The following is an 18,820-nucleotide window of genomic DNA, read 5'->3' on the forward strand; positions in this document are numbered from 1 at the left end:
AATGCTTTTAAAGAGTGAGTTTGATCCCAAGCGTATAAGTGCGCGGCAGCGGGTAATTGAGGTAATCGATGCCCGCATTCACCACATTGTCACCGGTAATGCTCGATTCAGGGTCGTAGCCGACGTAATTCGTAAAAGTGTACACGTTCGCGACATTGGCATACACATTCAGGTTACTCACACCCATGCGGCGGGTGAGGTCCTTCGGCAGGTTGTACGACAGTTTGATGTTTTTGATACGGGTAAACGAATTGTCGAACAGGTAATGCGACGAAGTCCCGAAGCCGAGCGCGTGGTTGCTCCTGATCGAGCGGGGCATGATGCCGTCGCCGGGATCGGCTTCGGACCGCCATCTCCGGTCGGTGAGCACGAGGTTGTTCTGCACCCCGTTGTCCCCGAGCAGGGAGGCACCCGCGTCCAGGTACGTGTACGCGCCGTGCGAGCCTACGAGCCCGATGTTCAGGGTCAGGTTGCCGAGGGAAAAGTTGTTGTCCATGCCCCACGTGTAATCCGGCCATGGCGAGCCGAGGATCTTGCGGTCGCTCTGGTTAATGACGCCGTCTTTGTTGACATCCTCGAATTTGAGGTCGCCGGCCTGGGTTTTCGGGTGCTGCAATGCGGCCCCGTCCAGTTCGGCGCTGTTCATGAACACGCCCAGCTTGTTGATCAGGTAAAAGCTCGAAATCGGGGAGCCCACCTGGGTGATCTGATAGGCCGAGTTCGCAATCCTTCCTCCTTCGGTAGCCAGTTTCAGGACCTTATTTTCGTTGTGGCTGAATGTCAGGTTGGTACTCCATTCAAATCGCTTGTGACGGATGTTGACTGTTTGCAAGCCGAGCTCGAAGCCTTTGTTCTCGATGTCGCCGATGTTCTGGGTGGAACTGTTGAAACCGGATGCGGCGGGCAATTGTACGGCCAGCAGCAGGTCGGTCTTACGGTCGCGGTAGGCGTCGGCGGTGAGGGTAATGCGGTCTTTGAACAAGCTCACGTCCAGTCCGATATTGGTCTGTTTCGATTTTTCCCAGGTGAGGTTATCGTTGGATAATGTGCTGGGAACGAGACCGGGGTTGAGCGCCCGGTTTTTGATGTAGCGGGTAGTCGACAACAAACCGATGCTGGTGTAGTCGCCGATCTGGTTATTTCCCGAAATACCATAGCTGGCCCGCAACTTCAGGTTGCTCACCACATTCTGGTTTTTCATGAAATCTTCTTCGGCAATATTGTAGCCTACTGAAAACGAAGGGAATGAGCCCCAGCGGTTGTTGGCGCCAAATCTGGAACTGCCATCGCGCCGTACGGTGGCGGTGAACATATATTTGCCTGCATAAGAATAGGTAACCCGCGCCATCATCGAAAGCAGCGACCATTCATTAATGCTCTGCGTGCCCGCATTGACGATACCGGCCGTGATAAACGGCACATATTCCGTCGGGAAATCGGAGGCGCCTGTCGACACCAGGTCACGGCTGTTTTTTTGTGCGGTGAAGCCGATCAGCCCGTTTACGAAATGTTTGTTATTAAAAACTTTGGCGTAGGTCAATGTATTCTCATTCAGCCAGTTCAGGTTCTCGGCCCGGGAAGTTCCGGCGGTGGCGGGGTAGTTCAGCGTTCCGAAATTCGGGACGGCCGAAGACCGCCACAAGCGAATGTTGTTGGTGCCGAAATTGACGCCGATTGAGCTTTTGAAAGTGAGGTGATCGGTCAGATTCACTTCCAGGAAGTTATTGGTTACCAAATCCATCACCTTGCGGCGGTCGCCGGAGCCGTCGGCTACGGCCAGCACATTCGCCAGAAACCCGAGGCCGTCATTCACATCGTTCTGGTTGAAATAATAACCGCCATTCGCATCGTAGACCGGAATCGTTGGGGAGGCGGCCAGCACATTGGCCAGCAGCCCACCCGCGCCGTAATGCGACTCCGTGTTCACAAACCGGCCATAACCGTAGGAACCGAATGTGGATGTGCCGATTTTAATGCGTTTGGTGATTTGCGCATCCACATTCACCCGCAGGTTGAAACGGGTGTAGTCGGAATTGATAATGACGCCTTCCTGCGAAAAATAGCCGCCGGAGATGAAGTACCGGGCTTTTTCGGTACCGCCGGTCGACGATAGCTGTAAGTTCCTGACCGGCGCCGTGCGGAAAAGTACATCCTGCCAGTCGGTATCGGTGGTAAGCGACTCCGGGTTCCTGAAATCGGGCCTTACCCGGGTGTTCACGGATCGCACTTCGTTCGGGTCGGTCGCTTTTCCGCCTGCGTACACCCAGGCATTATCACGCCCGTCCACCACGTAGTCGGCGTACTGCTTTGCATTCATCATTTTCAGCTTGTGCGCCACTTCCTGGAAGCCGTACGAGGCATCCACACTGATTTGCGATTTACCGTAAGCGCCTCTTTTAGTAGTCACAATCACCACTCCATTGGCCCCTCGCGAACCGTAAATGGCCGTGGCGGAGGCATCTTTCAGTATTTCGATGGATTCGATATCAGAGGGGTTGATGGAGGCCAGCGGGTTCACGCGGTTGCCCGTGTTGGCGGCCATGCCCGCGGAGGAAAAGTTGTTTCCTCCATAATTACGCATGTCTGAGCCACCGCCACCCGAGCCGATCGCAAAGCCGTCGATCACGTACAACGGCTGGTTGCCGCCGGTAATGGAGCTCACGCCGCGGATCAGCACGTTCACATTCCCGCCCGGCGCGCCGGTGGTTTGGGTGATCTGCACGCCCGGTGCTTTGCCTTGGAGCATCTGATCGAAACTACCCGCCGAGGGCTGGATAAGCTGTTCGCTGGAAATCTTGGCAATGGAGCCGGTCAGGTCTTTTTTGCGCTGCGTACCATAACCCACCACTACCACATCCTGCAACTGGTGCTGGTCGGCCGCCAATGCGACGTCGATCACGGTGCGGTTGCCGACTGGTATTTCCTGCGAAACATAACCAATAAAGCTCACGACGATGCTGGCCCCCGACGCTACCGAGAGTTTAAAATTGCCGTCCACGTCCGCCACTGTTCCATTGTTGGTACCTTTTTCGGTAATGGTAGCGCCGATCAGCGGGGCCTTGTCGGCGTCGGTGATCTTGCCTGTAACGGTACTGCGCCCGTCGGATTGGGCGCGTGAAGGAGTGCTGCCGAGGGCCAGGCAGCACAGCAGACAGCCGAACCATAGCCAGCGTCCGGGGAATAGAATACGAATCATAGTCTTCAATTTTTTAGGATTGAACTCGAAAAAGGGTTTGAAAAAGACAAAAGGCGCTAATTCAGCCGGGAGCGGCTGCATGCGTAAGTCAATCGGTGAAAATGTGCGTCAGTCTTCTCGGATAATGACGGCTTCCAGGTTGAGGTATCCGGCTATTTTGGCAATAGCGCTCGCGTGGTGGCCCACACCCAATGCAAAGTGGTGCGTAGGGCCCTCCTTCATCCAGCGTTGAAGGAAAGTGCGGACGTCGGGCTTGAAGAAACCCCGGGTATTGGTGTTGCCGGTAGGAGGTATAGGCCCCTCGACCGACTGCCCTTCGGCAATGACAAATTTGAACTTCCCGTCGTAGGTGGAGTTGATACTCAGCATGGTAATAGGCCCTTCCTTGATCTTGAACTCCACACCCGCCCCGAAACCGGGCTTGCCGTGGTATTTGGTAAGGCTCCGCAAAACAGGCTTGCCCTCGGCGATGGCGACATTATGCGGGCCGTCGTGGCCTACGAGCACAAAACCTTCCTTGAAATCGACCGGATGGAACTCCGCAAAGCTACCGCCAATGCCTAAACGTTCCATAATGAGCATTGCGAAGCACGTTTTCAGATCCGACTCGCCGCACATCGGGAAACCGGCGCCGGTCAGCAGCGAGTTTCCGACGATCAGGTTCGACATCACGGTGCGGGTTTCGCTGTTATCGGGGCCTTCATAATAATAGGCAAGGCCGTCGAGTTGTTTGGCTTCCACGAATTTTTCGAGGGCCACCGTCACCCGGGCGGCGGTTTCGAGGTCGCTGTCGCGGAGCTTTTCCGAAATAGGGTCGGAGACGGGGTCCGGGGTATCGAAGAAGTCGAGAATGCGCTCCTTCATATGCTCAATATCCGCACGGTCCGCGTTCTGGTAATGCGTCACGATCTCATGGGCCTCACACTGGACAATATGTGCGCCGAAATGCGCTGTGAACATCGTCGAATCGGAGTGCATATCGAGCATGGCCTCGATCGGGTGTCCGATGTGCCCGATCCGCGAGGTGCGCACATCGTGCAGCACGGCCGCGATACGGCAATACTCCCGGATTTCGGCGTCGGCTTGCGGATCGTCGTGCAGAGTGCCGATGATCATATCCGGCACTTTCTTGCCCATACGTGCGGCCACGCCTGCAAACTCGGGCAGGGAGCAGATATCGTCGTTGTAGAGCTGCATATAGGTGGAAGCGCGCGTGTAATCCATCGCTTTGTCGGGCTGCAAGGCTACGAGTACGATCGGTACGTTAAGATTACGGATAATGGTGCCGAATGTGTTGGAGGTCGCGTAGGTGAGCATATCGCAGAAAATCAGGTCGAGGTTCGCGGCGTGGAGCTTTGGTACCAGCTCGTAGGCTTTCTGGACGTCGTCAACCAGCCCGAAATCGACCAGTTCGACGTCCGCACTGCCACGGATTTTTTCAATAAAAACCTCCTGTTTGCGCAGCATATCATCGAGCAGGCCGTCGAACTGGCTCCAATATTTGAAATACCCCACTCCAAACACGCCGATTCTGGGCCGGGTGGGCTGGCGTTTCTGAATGATCGCTTCTCTTACCTGGTGATTCTCACTTTGTAATGTATTTCCCATGAGTTGGTTAAATGTTAATTCTGGTAGGTTCTTTATAGTTTCAATCTTAACGCACTAAGTTGTTTGGGCGGCAGTTTTTCCTGTTTTTGTTTAAGTAAAAAAATCAATCGTTGGCAGGTACGGCCAGCACCGGTTCTTCCTCTTTGTTCAGGAGTGGCACGAGCTTCGGTATCAACACAATGAATGCTGCAAATGCAATGGGGTATAGCAACCCGGATGCGATCCAGAGCGGTTTATAGGTGTATTCGCCAATGATTTTCCCGATCATCGGATTGAGGATCAGGCTGGACAATGCCCCAGCGGTGCCCGAAAGGCCCACGACCGTTGAAGTGGCGCGGGAGCCGAAAACGTCGGAAATAGCGGTGATATAATTGGTGATCCAGCAGCCATGCGCAAACATGTAGAGCGCCATCAGCGCCACCGCAATGCTTAACGACGAGGTGAACTCGGTGAGCGGCACAGCGAGCGTCAATGCGGCCGCACAGCCCATCACGATCTTGCGGGCGCGATCGGTACTGACGTTTCTTCGGATCAGTTTGTCGGAGAAATAGCCGCCCAGAATATTGGAAATGCCCAGCGCCAGAAATGGTATCCAAAATAGGTTGCCAATCTCCTCGAAAGGCACATGGCGTACTTCGCTGAGGTATTTGGGGATCCAGAACATCATGAAATACATCACCGGATCGAGCATGAAGCGCATGAGAATGAATACCCACGTGGCGCGCCGGCGTAGAATGGCCGCAAGCGGTATGGCTACTGTTTGCGTCGGTGGTGCCGCGACGGCTACCTGTGAACGCCATGAAACGGCCAGCCACACGACCACCCACACAATGCCGATCAGCCCCGGTACTACAAATCCTGCACGCCACCCATAAGCATTAGATATCCATATCGTCAGCGGCGGCGCGATCACCGCTCCAATGGCCGATCCGCCGATCGCAATGCCGTTGGCCAACGCCCTTTCTTTTTCATCAAACCATTCATACACCGTTTTCGCCGCGCCCGGGAAGCAGGCCCCTTCACCCATTCCGAGGAAAAAACGGAAGGTGAGCAACTGGGGCAGGCTGGTCATGAGGCCATGCAATACATTCGCCACCGACCAGAGGCCCACGGCGATTCCCAGCCCTTTTTTAGCACCGATTTTATCGATCAATCGCCCGCCGACGGTGAACATCAATGCATAGCTCAGCAGAAAACTGGTGTTTACCCATCCATATTCCACATCCGTGAAGCCGAACTCTTTCTGGATCCTGATCACGGCAATGGAAAGCACCTGGCGGTCCAGGAAGCTAAGCCCCGTAGCGATAAACACCAGGAAAACAACGAACCAGCGGATGTAGTTTTTCTTCATATTAACTTAACGCACTAACTTAAATTTTGTCAAAAATAAACCGGCAAAATACCAAATGCAAGATTTGGTGAGTTTATTTTCGCACGGCCCGGTTTCGGGCCGGTCATTTTTGCAAAAGAGCTGTCTGCAAGCGGAATAGAGGAGAGAGATACGCCGGCGATTAAGAGGCGGAGTTCGCCGCTTTGCGGAAATCCGAGGGCGATAATCCTCTGGCTTTTCGGAAAGCCTTGTTGAGATGGCTGCTGTCGGTAAACCCAAATTGAGCGGCTATCTCGCCGAGACGCTGGTTGGTGTGCCGCAAACGGGATTCTATCAGGGCCAGGCGATAGCTATTGATGTATTCTTGAAGGCTTTCGCCCGTTTCACGCTTGAAAAACTGGCTTACATAGGTTTGTGATATGTTGAAATACGCGGCGAGCTTTTCCACGCGCAGCGCCTCGGGGGCATAAATATGTTCGTGAATGTAGCCCAGCAGGGATAGCGGCTGTGCCGATTGATAATCATTTGCCTGTTGGAAAAGCGCAATGTTCCGGGCCGCGATCGTGATGATCGTGTTGAGCATTTGTTGCATTACCTGTTGGCTGTGTGGCCCTGCGGCCTGTTGCTCCCGGAGCAGCGCTTCCGTCAGCGACCGGATCAATGGTTTGTCTGTAACCGTTTTGAGGATACACCCGGGCAGGTGGTTGTGGTTATGGAAAATATATTCCAGCCTTTCCAGCCACTCTTTGGACTGGGCTTTCAGATAGCCCTCGTTGAAACGGATAAATGCAAAATGTGTCGTTTCGCGAACTTCGAAGCCGTGGCTGTCCTGCGGGAACATCAGGAAGAGTTTGTCGGGACCGTACGGCAACTGGTGGTCGTTGATGATCTGCAAACCGCTTCCTTCCAAAATATAAACCATTTCGAAAAAAGAGTTTTTGTGCTGCTTACCCGTGTATTGATCTGCCACGAGCAGCTCGATCTCGTAAGGTTTATGGAGGTTCTTAACTCGCATCCTTTCTAATTACTGATTTATCCAATAAATGTACAGATTTTTTGCCGCAAATACCGGGACATTTGCAGCATTGGAAACATAATCCTGTAAACATGAATGCTATTGTTTTTTTGTTGTTGCGCCTTGGTATCGGCATCAGTATGTTCGGGCACGGCCTTGTCCGGTTGCCTAAATTGAATGCGTTCAGCCAGTGGATGGTTGGCAGTTTTGCCAAGTCGATGCTGCCGGCGGAATTGGTGAGGCCGTTCAGTATGGTTTTGCCATTCGCGGAGCTTGTCATTGGCTTTTTACTCCTGATCGGCCTTTTTACGGAACCGGCGCTCATTTCAGGGGCCATCCTGGTCCTGCTATTGCTTTTCGGCACGTCGATGGTCGAGAACTGGGAGGCGATACCGTCGCAACTCATTCACCTGATTTTCTTCGCGGTACTACTCCAGTTCATAGCCAGCAACTCCTGGTCCCTCGATAAAATTCTTAACAGACCATGAACCCTATGAGCACGCGACGAACTTTCATCAGGCAAACCGGCGCATTGGGTGCGTTGGGTATGCTTGGTACGCCGACCCTGGCCGGGAGCGGTTTTCGAGAATCCCCGCAATCCGCCTCCTCCTCCTCCCGATGGCCTGACGGCTCCCGGCTGGTCGTATCGGTTTCAATGCAATTTGAATCCGGCGGCCAGCCCGACAATGCCGAAAGCCCGTTTCCCCAGAACATGCTTCCGGGCTTCCGTGACTTGCCGGCCGCTACCTGGTACGAATATGGTTATCAGGAAGGCATTCCCCGGATGCTGGACAACTGGGATGAACTTGGTATTAAAGTGACGTCCCATATGGTCGGCGCCGCCGTGCTTAAGAACCCGGATCTGGCAAAGGAGATCGTCACGCGCGGACATGAGGCAGCGGCACACGGCATGAACTGGCGCTCGCAGTACAGCATGACCTATCCGGAAGAAAAAGCCTTCGTCCGCGAAGGTGCAGATGCGATCAGAAAGGTGACGGGCTTTAATCCAGTGGGTTACAATGCCAACTGGCTCAGGCGGGGCGACAACACATTGAAAATCCTCAAAGAGCTTGGTTTTAAATACCATATCGATGACCTGAGTCGCGACGAGCCCTTTATCACACGCGTGGAGGGGCAAAACTTCGCTGTCGTACCTTACACCCTGCGCTGCAACGATATTCTTTTGATCGAGGGAAAAAATTTCTCGGCTGATCAGTTTGCACAGCAGGTAAGAGCAGAATTTGACCAGTTTTATAAGGAAGGAGCGACACGCCGCCGCCAGCTGTCGATCAGCTTTCACGACCGGATCGGCGGGACCCCGCAAATGGTAAAAGTAACGCATGACCTCATCAGGTACATGCAGCAGCACGAGGGCGTCACTTTCAAAAGGAAGGATGAAATAGCGGAGGTCATACTGTCGGAGCCGTAGTAGAAACGGCGATTTACACGGTTTTAACAGCAGTGATTGCGGGCGAGTATTTTGCAATCTCTCTCCTGGATTCGTCATTGACCCTAAACATCGGCATCATATGTCTTCCTCCACGATCAACACTCCCCGGGGCCTTTCGACCAGTCAGGTGCTGGAATCACGCAGCAGATACGGCGAGAACAAGGTGGAGGACCGGAGCGAAAGCGGTTTTTGGGCGGCTGTTTCGGGGCTTGTCAAAGAGCCAATGCTGATTTTATTGATTGCTGCATCAGCGATTTATTTTGTCACGGGCTCGCGCGGCGAAGGTTTCTTCATGCTAGGGGCAATCCTGGTCATTTCCATTATTTCGATTTACCAGGACGGCAAAAGCCGCAATGCGCTGCGCGAGCTCAAATCGCTTACCGAGCCCAAATGCAAGGTGATCCGGGACGGGCTTGAAATCGAAATCCTGAGGGAGGATATCGTGGTCGGCGACTGGCTGATTATGGAAGAAGGGAATAAGATCCCGGCAGACGGGGCCGTTCTGGAAGCACATGATTTCTCTGTCAACGAGTCCATTCTTACCGGAGAATCGTTGGCCGTTGCGAAAAATGAACCGGGCAGCGAGGTTTTCCAGGGGACGCTCGTGGCGAGCGGAAGGGCTGTGGCCCGGGTGGGTGCCGTAGGTGCGCAAACCAAATTGGCGGCGATCGGGGCAAGTCTGCAATCCATCGAGGAGGAGCCGACTCCCTTGCAGGTACAGATCACCAACTTCGTCAAGAAGATGGCAATTGCCGGTGGGGCCGTGTTTCTGCTCGTTTGGGTGATCAATTACATTCGCACACAAGTTCTTTTAGACAGCCTGTTAAAAGCGCTGACATTGGCGATGAGCATCCTGCCGGAGGAGATTCCGGTGGCGTTTACCACTTTTATGGCACTGGGAGCCTGGCGGTTGATGAAGATGGGCATCATTGTGAAGCGGACCCAGACGATAGAAACATTAGGCAGCGCGACGGTCATTTGCACGGACAAAACCGGCACGATCACCGAGAATAAAATGCAATTGGCCAGTTTATACATCCATGCCCAAAACCTGATTCAGGCGCCCGATGCACCTTTGAGCGACCAGGCAAAGGACCTGCTGACGATGGCGATGTGGGCCAGCGAACCGGTGCCTTTCGATCCGATGGAAATAGCATTGCATGAGGCATACGTGAATTGTGCGGCTGCCGACATGCGCTCCGGGTTTAAGCTGGTACACGAGTATCCATTGGAAGGAAAGCCCCCGATGATGACCCATGTATTTGAAAACAGGGATTCGGAACGCATTGTCGCTGCGAAGGGTGCGCCGGAAGCGCTTATGGCGGTCTCCGGGCTGCCGGAAGATGAAAAACGTACGATATGGGAGGTTGTCAATGTGCTTGCCGCGAAGGGCTACCGGGTGCTCGGCGTAGGGCAGAGCAGCTATGCCGAAGACGTGTTTCCTGAAAAGCAGCAGCAACTGCCATTTCATTTTCTGGGATTGGTAGCCTTTTATGATCCTCCCAAAAACAATATTAAGGCCGTTTTTCAAGCGTTTAGCCGCGCCGGTATCCAGGTGAAAATTATCACCGGAGATAATGCCGCCACGACGCAGAACATCGCAAGGCAGATTGGTTTTGAGGGCGCGGAGCGGGTTTTATTGGGCGAGGAGCTCGTTGGGATGGATGAAAAGGCCTTGCAGGATAAAGTGATGCAGACGGGGATTTTTGCCAGGATGTTTCCGGAGGCCAAGTTAAGGGTGGTAAATGCCCTGAAAGCACAGGGGCAGATTGTGGCTATGACCGGCGACGGCGTCAACGACGGTCCGGCATTGAAGGCCGCGCATATCGGGATTGCAATGGGTAAAAAGGGCACGGAGATTGCCAAGCAGGCGTCTTCGCTGATCCTGGTCGATGATGATTTTGCCCGGATGGTGGATGCGGTAGCGATGGGGCGCAAAATATATGTTTCGCTTAAAAACGCGATCCGTTACATTATTTCAATCCATATCCCGATCATACTGACGGTTTTTATCCCGCTCGCACTGAGCTGGACCTATCCCAACATTTTCACCCCGGTCCACATCATCTTCTTTGAAATGATCATGGGGCCGACGTGCTCAATCATTTATGAAAACGAGCCGCTTGAAAAAGACTTGCTGCTGCAAAAGCCCCGGCCGTTTACCTCCACCTTTTTTAGCCTGAAAGAGCTCTCGGTAAGCATTCTGCAAGGGCTGGTGATTACGGCGGGCATGCTGCTGTTGTACCAGTATGCATTGGCGCAATCGTACGATGAAAGACTTACCCGCTCGATGGTTTTTATAGCGCTGCTCGCCGCAAATGTTTGTTTGACGCTCGTAAACCGGTCGTTCCGCCACTCGATATGGACCACCATCCGGTACAAAAACAACCTGGTTCCGATGATTATCGGCATTACCGTCGTGCTTTCGGTGCTCATCTTCCTCATACCGGATGTTACCCGCTTTTTCAGCCTCGCGCAAGTGAGTGTCAACCAATTGCTGGTCAGCATTGGTACCGGGTTTTTGTTTACTATTTGGTATGAATTAGTCAAGATCTGGCGGGCGGTGCCGGCTGACAACCAATAGGTTTGCCCATGACTATGGTCATAATTTACGACTCCGGTAACAAACACCTTTGTGCTGCCAGATTATCAGAGAAACAGAGCTGGCTTGAAAACATTAATCCGAAAGCCTATGAAAATCTTACAGGATAAAGTTGCCATTGTCACAGGTGCGGGGTCGGGTATCGGGCGGAGCGTTGCGCTTGTGTATGCACGGGAGGGCGCCAAAGTAGTGGTTTCCGACATGGACGAAGCGTCGGGCCAGGAAACCGTCCGGCTCATTGGTGGTGAGGGTGGCGATAGTTTCTTTTTCAAATGCGATGTGTCGTCGCCGGAGGAGAATGAGGCGTTGGTTTGGGCTGCCATCGAAAAATATGGTGCCTTGCACATTGCCTGCAACAATGCGGGGATAGGCGGGGCCATGGCGCCCACGGGAATGTATCCGGTCGATGCCTGGGACAAAGTGATCGCCGTGAACCTTTCGGGGGTATTCTACGGTGTTCGGTACCAGATTCCGGCCATGCTCAACTCCGGTGGAGGAGTGATTGTGAACATGGCCTCCATTCTCGGTCATGTAGGTTTTGCCAATAGTCCCGCGTATGTGGCGGCTAAGCACGGCGTACTGGGGCTTACCAAAAACATCGCGCTCGAATACGGTGAAAAAGGCATCAGGGCCAATGCAGTGGGTCCCGCATTTATCAAAACACCATTATTGAAAGATCTGGACGACGCGACGATGGAGTGGCTGGTAGGCCGGCATCCGATCGGGCGAATGGGCGAAGCCGACGAAGTAGCAGAGCTGGTACTTTGGCTCAGCAGCCCCAAGGCTTCTTTCGTGACCGGTTCTTACTATCCGGTGGATGGCGGTTACCTGGCGCAATAAATAAAGCGGCTGTTCGAAATGGCCTGAGCAACGTCAAGTGGCAGAGAACCGGCCCCTTGACGTATTACTTCTTCGCATTCCCTTCCGAACACGAAAGGTTTTCGCCGGACCCCATTATATGTTAGTGCGAAGCCGGGCTGTTTCAATTCGTTCATAAATCCTTGGGTCGTGCGGCCTTATCCGGATTTTGACGTGCTTGGAGGCTGGCATATTGCTTTCCTTCACCACATTGTTGATCGATACGAGGACATTGGTTTCGGGAAAATAGGTGACCGTGTTTCTTTCCGGGATAGGGTAGGACACGATGATAAAAAGCGGAGCGATGCGCTCGACGCCGTCGTCATAGTTGAACAAATCCACTTTGTCTCCTGCTTTCCATCCGGCTTTTTTAATATCGTTTTCATTCATAAATATTACACGGCGCTCATTGTGAATGCCGCGGTAGCGATCGTCCAGGCCATAAATGGTGGTGTTGAACTGGTCATGCGTACGCGTGGTGGCCATCAGGTATTCGTGGGCGGCAAGCGTATCACCCGGCAGCGTAGCCACTGTGAAAGCCGCCTTGTCGCCGTATTCGGATTTGAAATGGCCGTCCCGAGCCGGATTAGGGAGGTAGAAGCCGCCTTTTTGCACCACACGAACATTATAATCCTCAAATCCCGCAATGCATTTTTCAATATCGTCGCGCACGGCGTCGTAGCTGTCGGCGTACCGGTTCCAGTCTATCACAGACCTGCCCGCCAGCGTTGCTTTGGCCAGGTTGCAGACGATCCGGGTCTCGTTCATTAACTGATCGCTCACCGGCGTAAGCATCCCGCGTGACCATTCCACTACGCCCATGGCGTTTTCCGTGCTTATGTGTTGCAGCGCGCCATTCACCACATCCCGGTCGCTGCGGGCCAATGTCGGCAGAATGATCGCTTCCTCGCCGTGTACCAGGTGGCTTCTGTTCAGTTTGGTCGAAATGCTGACGGTCAGCCTGAGTTTGCGGATTCCCCGGGCCGTGTAAATCGTGTCGGGCGTTGCGGACAGGAAATTACCGCCCATGCTGAAAAACACTTTGAGTTTTCCCTCGTGCATTGCCTTGATAGAGTTGACCACATCGTAACCTTCCCTGCGCGGCGGATCGAAGCCGAATACTTCCTGCAATTTATCGAGCTGGGCCTGTGTGGGATTGTTATTGATAAGCATTGTACGGTTCCCCTGCACATTGCTATGGCCCCGCACCGGGCACACGCCGGTACCTGGCTTGCCGATACTGCCTTTCAGCAACAGCAGATTGATTATTTCCCGGAGAATATCCACCCCGTTAGGCTGTTGGGTGAGCCCCATCCCCCAGCAGATGATGATTCTCTTCTTTGCGGCCATCATTTCGGCTGCCTGGTAAATCGCATCTCCGGCTACACCGGTGTGCGCGACGAGTTCGTCGAAATCGTATCCGGCGAGGTGTTCGGCAAATGCCTGGTAACCTCCTGTTTTGTTTTGGATAAACGCATGATCGATAATTTTCCCGGGGGATTTTTTCTCGAAATCGAGCAAAAGCCATTCGATCGCCTTAATCAACGCCATATCTCCGTTGATCTTTACCGGCAAGTACAGATCGGCGAGTTGGCCCCCGTTACCCAGCACACCGCTGATCTCCTGCGGGTTTCTGAAATGCATCAGCCCGGCTTCCGGCAATGGATTGATCGCGATCACCTTTGCGCCGTTTTTCCGGCCCTTCTCCAACGCACTCATCATTCTGGGCGAATTTGTCCCGGGGTTTTGCCCGACGATCACGATGACGTCCGTATCGTAAAAATCATGGAGCTTTACGGTGCCTTTGCCCACGCCCAGCGTAGGCCACATTGCGAAGCCGGAGGTTTCGTGGCACATATTGGAGCAATCGGGAAAATTGTTGGTGCCGAATTCCCGGACGAAAAGCTGATATACAAACGAGGCCTCGTTACTAAGCCTGCCGGAAGTATAAAAAGCCGCTTCATCGGGAGATTCCAGGGCATTGAGGTGCCCGGCAATTTTTTGAAATGCTTCATCCCAACCGATGGGCTGGTAATGTGTACCGCCTTTGGGTAGATACATCGGCTCGGTCAGGCGCCCGAAATGCCCGATCTCGTAGTCGTTCAGCTTCGCGAGGTCGTAAATCGAATTTTTAGCGAAAAAATCCGCAGTTACCTTTTTGGTGGTGGCTTCTTCCGCCAGGGCCTTGGCTCCGTTTTCACAATATTCGGCGATCGGAGAACGGTCGTCGTCCGGGTCGGGCCAGCCGCAGCTCGGGCAATCGAACCCATTGAACTGATTCATCTTAAACAGCGCTTTTCCGCCTCTGAGTACCGTCTTATTGACAATCAGGTCGCTCAGCGATGCCGCTACGGCCGGGATCCCCGCAGCCCAGCTTTTGGGGCCGGTCGTTGTTAGGTCCAGTAATTGATAGGGAGGGATGGCCGACGGTAATTTTTCTTCTTCGTTTTCCAGGTGATGGTCTTCGGACATGGTAGTTGAGGTTGAAGGATGAAGGGATTTACCTGTTTTGCGCTGCTTACCCTCCGAAATCGGAGAGCATATCAAAAGTGGGCACAAAGAACAACGTGCCCGTGTGCGGCGTGCTGAAATCCAGAATGCGGTCATAGTTTCCTTCCGGCTCCCCGACGAACATTCTTGTGAGCATCAGCGCTACCGTGCTGAACGTACTGGCATATGCGATGAAGTACGTACCCATTTCGTTGGAGGTCACATTTCCGAAAGGCATGTTATCACGCACGATTTTACGATCGTCGCCTGCATTGGCCAGGGCGGAGTGCGAATTGGATGGTTTTACGTCGTCGGGCATTTCGATATCATAACCCTTGGAGCGCCCGATCACTCTTTCCTGTTCGGACTCCGGCAGCGACCGCCATGCTTTCAGGTCATGCAGGTATTTCTGAACAAACAGATAACTGCCCCCTTTGTAAATGGGGTCTTCATCGCCGACCATGCCAAAGTAAGCCCTGGATTCGCCTGTCGGGTTTTCTGTGCCGTCCACAAAGCCCAGTATGCTGCGGCTGTCCCAATACCGGAAGCCGTGGATCTCCACCGTGCAGTCCGCGGCGCATTCAAGTATGGCCGATATATTGTAAGCCGCATCGATGCAGAAGCTTTGCTTCGCGCTGCGGATGTGGAAATGCAGATCCCCGTCGGTAGCCACGGCTGTGTGTTTGCCTCCCGCAATGGGGGTAAATGGGTGCAGTTCTTTGGGCAGCGGCTGCGGCAGGCCGAGGTTCAGCCAGGCATCGTGGCCGATGCCCATTACCACGCTGGCCTTGACGTCGGGAAAGCGGACATCGGCGGATTTGTTCAAATTGATGACCAATGCGGACACTTTCCGGAAAGCTTCGCTGGCGTCCGGGCCATCTTTGAATTTCCATACAAGAAACACCGTATGCTCATTAGGGTAATCTAAAACGTTTTGTGACCTGGGGCTCATTGTACTCAGAGGGTTTGTGGTTGGGGATTCACTGCGATTTTATCGGACACCGGTTGTTCAGGTTCATGGTATGCATTTTCCAGATTTGTGCAAAAAATGTCCAGATTATTGAAAACCGGGCGATGCAGGAATATCTACATTTATCATCCGAAAGATGATGTAATTTCTGCTAGCATCCAATGAGCTGCATTCGATTCCTTTTTGGCATACTCCTTGTCATTCTGACGACAACCGGGACCCAGAGCTTGGGGCATCCCGCCATCGCGTCGGTACAGGATTCGAATGACCGTCCGGCCGTGGGAAAATCTCCTGATAAAGACAACTACCACCAGGAGGCGGCGATGCTCGAAGTGCAGGAAAATACGTCTTCGGTCTCCAAAGAGAAAAAGGATAACCAGGATTTTAGCGCCCTCGCTGGCTTTTTCAGCAGGTACCTGTCCTTTGTTTTTCACACCACGGACGATCCGGGTGTTTCCATTGCTGCTCCCAGGCCGATTCTTGTGCGGTCTCTTCCCCGGTACATCCTGTATCGGTCCCTGATCATCCCTTTCTGAATGTCTCCGGATACCGCCGTGTGCGTGTAGTATTCTGTGTATGTACTGTTTCCGAACGGGCGCGCGGCCGTGTTGTGCCGGTCTGGCTTTGAACTGCCCGTTCCAGGCTTCGTATATCCATGTAAGTTCGCGGTTTTTCCCTTTTAACCGGCCAGCTGGCTTCCGGTTCAGGGAGCCTTTTTACCCACAGATTTCATGTTTGGGTCTGCTGGCGGGTATGCTTTCGGGCCGCCGGGAGTGGCGCCCTGTCGGGCAAAGAATGTCTTCAAATCAACTCAAAATAGAATATCTAGATGCATTTAACACCAAGAGAAACAGAGAAGCTGCTGCTGCACCTGGCAGGTGAGGTAGCGCTCAAACGGAAGGCGAGGGGCGTCAAGCTCAATTATCCTGAAACCATTGCACTCATCAGCAGTTTCGTGATGGAGGGCGCTCGCGACGGGCGTACCGTGGCGGACCTCATGCAGGCGGGAGCGGCCGTGCTCACCCGCGACGACGTGATGCCCGGCGTACCTGAGATGATACACGACATCCAAATCGAGGCTACGTTTCCGGATGGTACCAAGCTGGTGACCGTTCACGAGCCTATTCGTTAATCCTTAAACCTGATGAACATGATACCAGGAGAGTTTTTTATCAAAAAGGGCGAGATAACCTGTAATGAAGGCCGCCCGACCGCCACTGTGAAAGTGACCAATACCGGCGACCGCCCCATTCAGATCGGTTCGCATTTCCATTTTTTTGACGTGAATAAAGCCATGTCTTTCAACCGGGATGCCGCATTCGGGATGCGGTTGAACATCGCCGCCGGCACAGCGGTACGCTTTGAACCGGGAGAGGAAAAGACGGTGGAACTGGTGGCGCTTGGCGGCGCACGCCGCGTAATCGGCATCAATAACCTGGTCAATGGCGACACCACTTTGGAGCTTAACAAAAAGCTCGCATTGCAAAAAGCCGGTTTGTTAGACTTCAAAAATCAATAAGATGAGCCTTAAAATAAGCAGAGAAAAATATGCGAACCTGCTCGGCCCGACTGCCGGGGACAAAGTTCGCCTGGGTGATACCGAACTGATCATTGAAATTGAAAAAGACTACGCCGTATATGGCGACGAGGTGAAGTTTGGCGGCGGTAAAACGGTCCGCGACGGCATGGGCCAGTCGGCCACGGCATTGCGCAGCCAGGGCGTGCTCGATCTTTGCATTACCGGCGCGATCATCATCGACCACTGGGGCATTGTGAAGGCGGATATCGGGATCAAGGACGGCAGGATCGTCGGAATAGGCAAAGCCGGTAACCCCGACATTATGGACGGCGTACACCCCGACCTGATCATCGGAGCCTCCACCGAAGTGCATGGCGGCAACGGCTACATTGTTACCGCCGGGGGGATCGACACGCACATTCACTTCATCAGCCCGCAGCAGATCGAAACGGCACTGTACAACGGCATTACCACGATGATTGGCGGCGGTACCGGCCCGAACGACGGTACCAATGCCACCACCGTCACGCCCGGCAAATGGAATATCCAGAAAATGCTCGAAGCCGCTGACGATTACCCGATGAATCTGGGCTTTTTCGGAAAAGGGAATTCGGCCTCGCTGGAAGCATTGGAAGAGCAGATCGAGGCCGGTGCATTGGGTTTGAAAATTCATGAGGACTGGGGCGCGACACCCGCGGTGATCGACGCATCGCTGACGATTGCGGATAAGCTAGACGTGCAAGTGGCCATTCACACGGATACCCTCAACGAAGCCGGATTCCTCGAAGACACCATGAACGCGATCAACGGCCGGGTGATCCACACTTTCCATACCGAAGGTGCCGGTGGGGGCCACGCGCCCGATATTATCAAAGCGGCGATGTACCCCAACGTACTGCCCGCCTCGACCAACCCGACACGGCCCTACACCAAAAACACCATCGACGAGCACCTGGATATGCTCATGGTGTGCCACCATTTGAGCAAGAACATTCCGGAAGACGTGGCCTTCGCAGATTCCCGCATTCGCCCGGAAACCATTGCGGCCGAGGATATTCTGCACGATATCGGCGTGTTCAGCATCATGAGCTCCGATTCCCAGGCCATGGGCCGGGTAGGTGAGGTGGTAACCCGCACCTGGCAGACAGCCAGCAAAATGCGCGAGCAACGCGGCGAGCTGGAAGAGGATAACGGGCACGAAAACGACAACTTCCGTGTGAAGCGCTACGTGGCCAAGTACACGATCAACCCGGCCATTGCGCACGGTATTTCGCAATATGTAGGGTCGATCGAACCGGGTAAAATTGCCGATCTGGTGATCTGGAAACCCGCATTGTTTGGAGCAAAACCTGAAATGATCGTGAAAGGCGGCTTTGTGATTGCGAGCAAAATGGGCGATCCTAATGCGTCCATTCCTACGCCACAGCCGGTGATTTACCGGAATATGTTCGGGGCGCACGGCAAGGCACGGTTAGCTACCTGCGTGAATTTCGTGTCGCAGATTTCGATCGATAATGGCGCGGTGCAGTCTTACGGGCTGGGCAAAACGTCGCTGCCGGTGATCGGTTGCCGGAATGTTTCCAAAAAGAACCTGATCCACAACGACAAAACGCCGGTGATTGAAGTAAATCCGGAAAACTACAAGGTAACTGTGGACGGTGTGCACGTGACCTGCGAGCCTGCCGAGAAACTGCCGCTGGCCCAGTTGTACTTCCTTTTTTAATCGCAACTACCCATTCATGCCATTCCGGGGCATTGTCTCCGGGATGGCCCTTAAAAAAT

13 protein-coding genes and 1 pseudogene are annotated in these 18,820 nt (G+C 53.6%); 8 read left to right on the plus strand and 6 right to left on the minus strand.

Annotated features, from left to right (window positions below; translation table 11 throughout):
* Positions 1 to 7: 7 nt before the first annotated feature.
* The 4 genes from J2Y43_RS10155 to J2Y43_RS10170 all read right to left on the minus strand — a co-directional run bounded on the left by J2Y43_RS10155 (position 8) and on the right by J2Y43_RS10170 (position 7,149).
* Positions 8 to 3,196, minus strand: a complete 3,189-nt coding sequence (locus J2Y43_RS10155; protein ID WP_309982076.1) for a TonB-dependent receptor — start codon at positions 3,194 to 3,196, stop codon at positions 8 to 10.
* Positions 3,197 to 3,304: 108 nt separating this feature from the next.
* Positions 3,305 to 4,804, minus strand: a complete 1,500-nt coding sequence (locus J2Y43_RS10160) for an L-fucose/L-arabinose isomerase family protein (protein ID WP_309982077.1) — start codon at positions 4,802 to 4,804, stop codon at positions 3,305 to 3,307.
* Positions 4,805 to 4,907: 103 nt separating this feature from the next.
* Positions 4,908 to 6,155, minus strand: a complete 1,248-nt coding sequence (locus tag J2Y43_RS10165; protein ID WP_309982078.1) for an MFS transporter — start codon at positions 6,153 to 6,155, stop codon at positions 4,908 to 4,910.
* Between the two features lie 160 nt (positions 6,156 to 6,315).
* Positions 6,316 to 7,149, minus strand: coding sequence for an AraC family transcriptional regulator (locus tag J2Y43_RS10170; protein ID WP_309982079.1), 834 nt, complete (start codon positions 7,147 to 7,149; stop codon positions 6,316 to 6,318).
* 92 nt (positions 7,150 to 7,241) lie between these two features.
* Here J2Y43_RS10170 and J2Y43_RS10175 point away from each other — a divergent pair, with 92 nt between their 5' ends.
* The 4 genes from J2Y43_RS10175 (at position 7,242) to J2Y43_RS10190 (ending at position 12,041) form a co-directional block, all read left to right on the plus strand.
* Positions 7,242 to 7,637, plus strand: a complete 396-nt coding sequence (locus J2Y43_RS10175) for a DoxX family membrane protein (RefSeq protein WP_309982080.1) — start codon at positions 7,242 to 7,244, stop codon at positions 7,635 to 7,637.
* A gap of 5 nt (positions 7,638 to 7,642) precedes the next feature.
* Positions 7,643 to 8,578 carry a polysaccharide deacetylase family protein gene (locus J2Y43_RS10180; protein WP_309982081.1) on the plus strand — a complete coding sequence of 312 codons (936 nt, stop codon included), beginning with the start codon at positions 7,643 to 7,645 and terminating at the stop codon, positions 8,576 to 8,578.
* 100 nt (positions 8,579 to 8,678) lie between these two features.
* Positions 8,679 to 11,183, plus strand: a complete 2,505-nt coding sequence (locus J2Y43_RS10185) for a cation-translocating P-type ATPase (RefSeq protein WP_309982082.1) — start codon at positions 8,679 to 8,681, stop codon at positions 11,181 to 11,183.
* 108 nt (positions 11,184 to 11,291) lie between these two features.
* Positions 11,292 to 12,041, plus strand: coding sequence for a glucose 1-dehydrogenase (locus J2Y43_RS10190; RefSeq protein WP_309982083.1), 750 nt, complete (start codon positions 11,292 to 11,294; stop codon positions 12,039 to 12,041).
* A 114-nt stretch (positions 12,042 to 12,155) separates the two neighbouring features.
* Here the strand turns inward: J2Y43_RS10190 and J2Y43_RS10195 are convergent, their stop codons facing one another.
* Entirely contained in the window at positions 12,156 to 14,531 is a 2,376-nt protein-coding gene (locus J2Y43_RS10195; RefSeq protein WP_309982084.1) for an FdhF/YdeP family oxidoreductase, read from the minus strand.
* Positions 14,532 to 14,577: 46 nt separating this feature from the next.
* On the minus strand, positions 14,578 to 15,501 hold the full coding sequence (locus J2Y43_RS10200) for a Dyp-type peroxidase (protein WP_309982085.1): 924 nt from the start codon (positions 15,499 to 15,501) through the stop codon (positions 14,578 to 14,580).
* A gap of 179 nt (positions 15,502 to 15,680) precedes the next feature.
* Between J2Y43_RS10200 and J2Y43_RS10205 the strand changes: the two genes are divergently transcribed.
* The 4 genes and pseudogenes from J2Y43_RS10205 to ureC all read left to right on the plus strand — a co-directional run bounded on the left by J2Y43_RS10205 (position 15,681) and on the right by ureC (position 18,761).
* A complete protein-coding gene (locus J2Y43_RS10205; protein ID WP_309982086.1) occupies positions 15,681 to 16,055 on the plus strand; it encodes a hypothetical protein in 375 nt (124 codons plus the stop codon).
* A 293-nt stretch (positions 16,056 to 16,348) separates the two neighbouring features.
* Complete coding sequence (gene ureA / locus J2Y43_RS10210; RefSeq protein ID WP_106593510.1) at positions 16,349 to 16,651, plus strand: urease subunit gamma; 303 nt, start codon at positions 16,349 to 16,351, stop codon at positions 16,649 to 16,651.
* A gap of 18 nt (positions 16,652 to 16,669) precedes the next feature.
* Positions 16,670 to 16,969 (plus strand): annotated as a pseudogene (gene ureB / locus J2Y43_RS10215) (urease subunit beta); the annotation flags it as partial.
* A gap of 70 nt (positions 16,970 to 17,039) precedes the next feature.
* Entirely contained in the window at positions 17,040 to 18,761 is a 1,722-nt protein-coding gene (gene ureC, locus J2Y43_RS10220; RefSeq protein ID WP_309982088.1) for an urease subunit alpha, read from the plus strand.
* Positions 18,762 to 18,820 lie beyond the last annotated feature (59 nt).

Origin of the sequence: Dyadobacter sp. BE31 (assembly GCF_031457695.1) — a bacterium.
Taxonomy (GTDB): domain Bacteria; phylum Bacteroidota; class Bacteroidia; order Cytophagales; family Spirosomataceae; genus Dyadobacter.

Coding starts and splice junctions, on each gene's coding strand:
- J2Y43_RS10155 (WP_309982076.1), bottom strand. CDS start 3,196: ATGATTCGTATTCTATTCCCCGGACGCTGGCTATGGTTCGGCTGTCTG.
- J2Y43_RS10200 (WP_309982085.1), bottom strand. CDS start 15,501: ATGAGCCCCAGGTCACAAAACGTTTTAGATTACCCTAATGAGCATACG.
- J2Y43_RS10180 (WP_309982081.1), top strand. CDS start 7,643: ATGAGCACGCGACGAACTTTCATCAGGCAAACCGGCGCATTGGGTGCG.
- J2Y43_RS10170 (WP_309982079.1), bottom strand. CDS start 7,149: ATGCGAGTTAAGAACCTCCATAAACCTTACGAGATCGAGCTGCTCGTG.
- J2Y43_RS10165 (WP_309982078.1), bottom strand. CDS start 6,155: ATGAAGAAAAACTACATCCGCTGGTTCGTTGTTTTCCTGGTGTTTATC.
- J2Y43_RS10175 (WP_309982080.1), top strand. CDS start 7,242: ATGAATGCTATTGTTTTTTTGTTGTTGCGCCTTGGTATCGGCATCAGT.
- J2Y43_RS10185 (WP_309982082.1), top strand. CDS start 8,679: ATGTCTTCCTCCACGATCAACACTCCCCGGGGCCTTTCGACCAGTCAG.
- J2Y43_RS10205 (WP_309982086.1), top strand. CDS start 15,681: ATGAGCTGCATTCGATTCCTTTTTGGCATACTCCTTGTCATTCTGACG.
- J2Y43_RS10160 (WP_309982077.1), bottom strand. CDS start 4,804: ATGGGAAATACATTACAAAGTGAGAATCACCAGGTAAGAGAAGCGATC.
- ureA (WP_106593510.1), top strand. CDS start 16,349: ATGCATTTAACACCAAGAGAAACAGAGAAGCTGCTGCTGCACCTGGCA.
- J2Y43_RS10195 (WP_309982084.1), bottom strand. CDS start 14,531: ATGTCCGAAGACCATCACCTGGAAAACGAAGAAGAAAAATTACCGTCG.
- J2Y43_RS10190 (WP_309982083.1), top strand. CDS start 11,292: ATGAAAATCTTACAGGATAAAGTTGCCATTGTCACAGGTGCGGGGTCG.
- ureC (WP_309982088.1), top strand. CDS start 17,040: ATGAGCCTTAAAATAAGCAGAGAAAAATATGCGAACCTGCTCGGCCCG.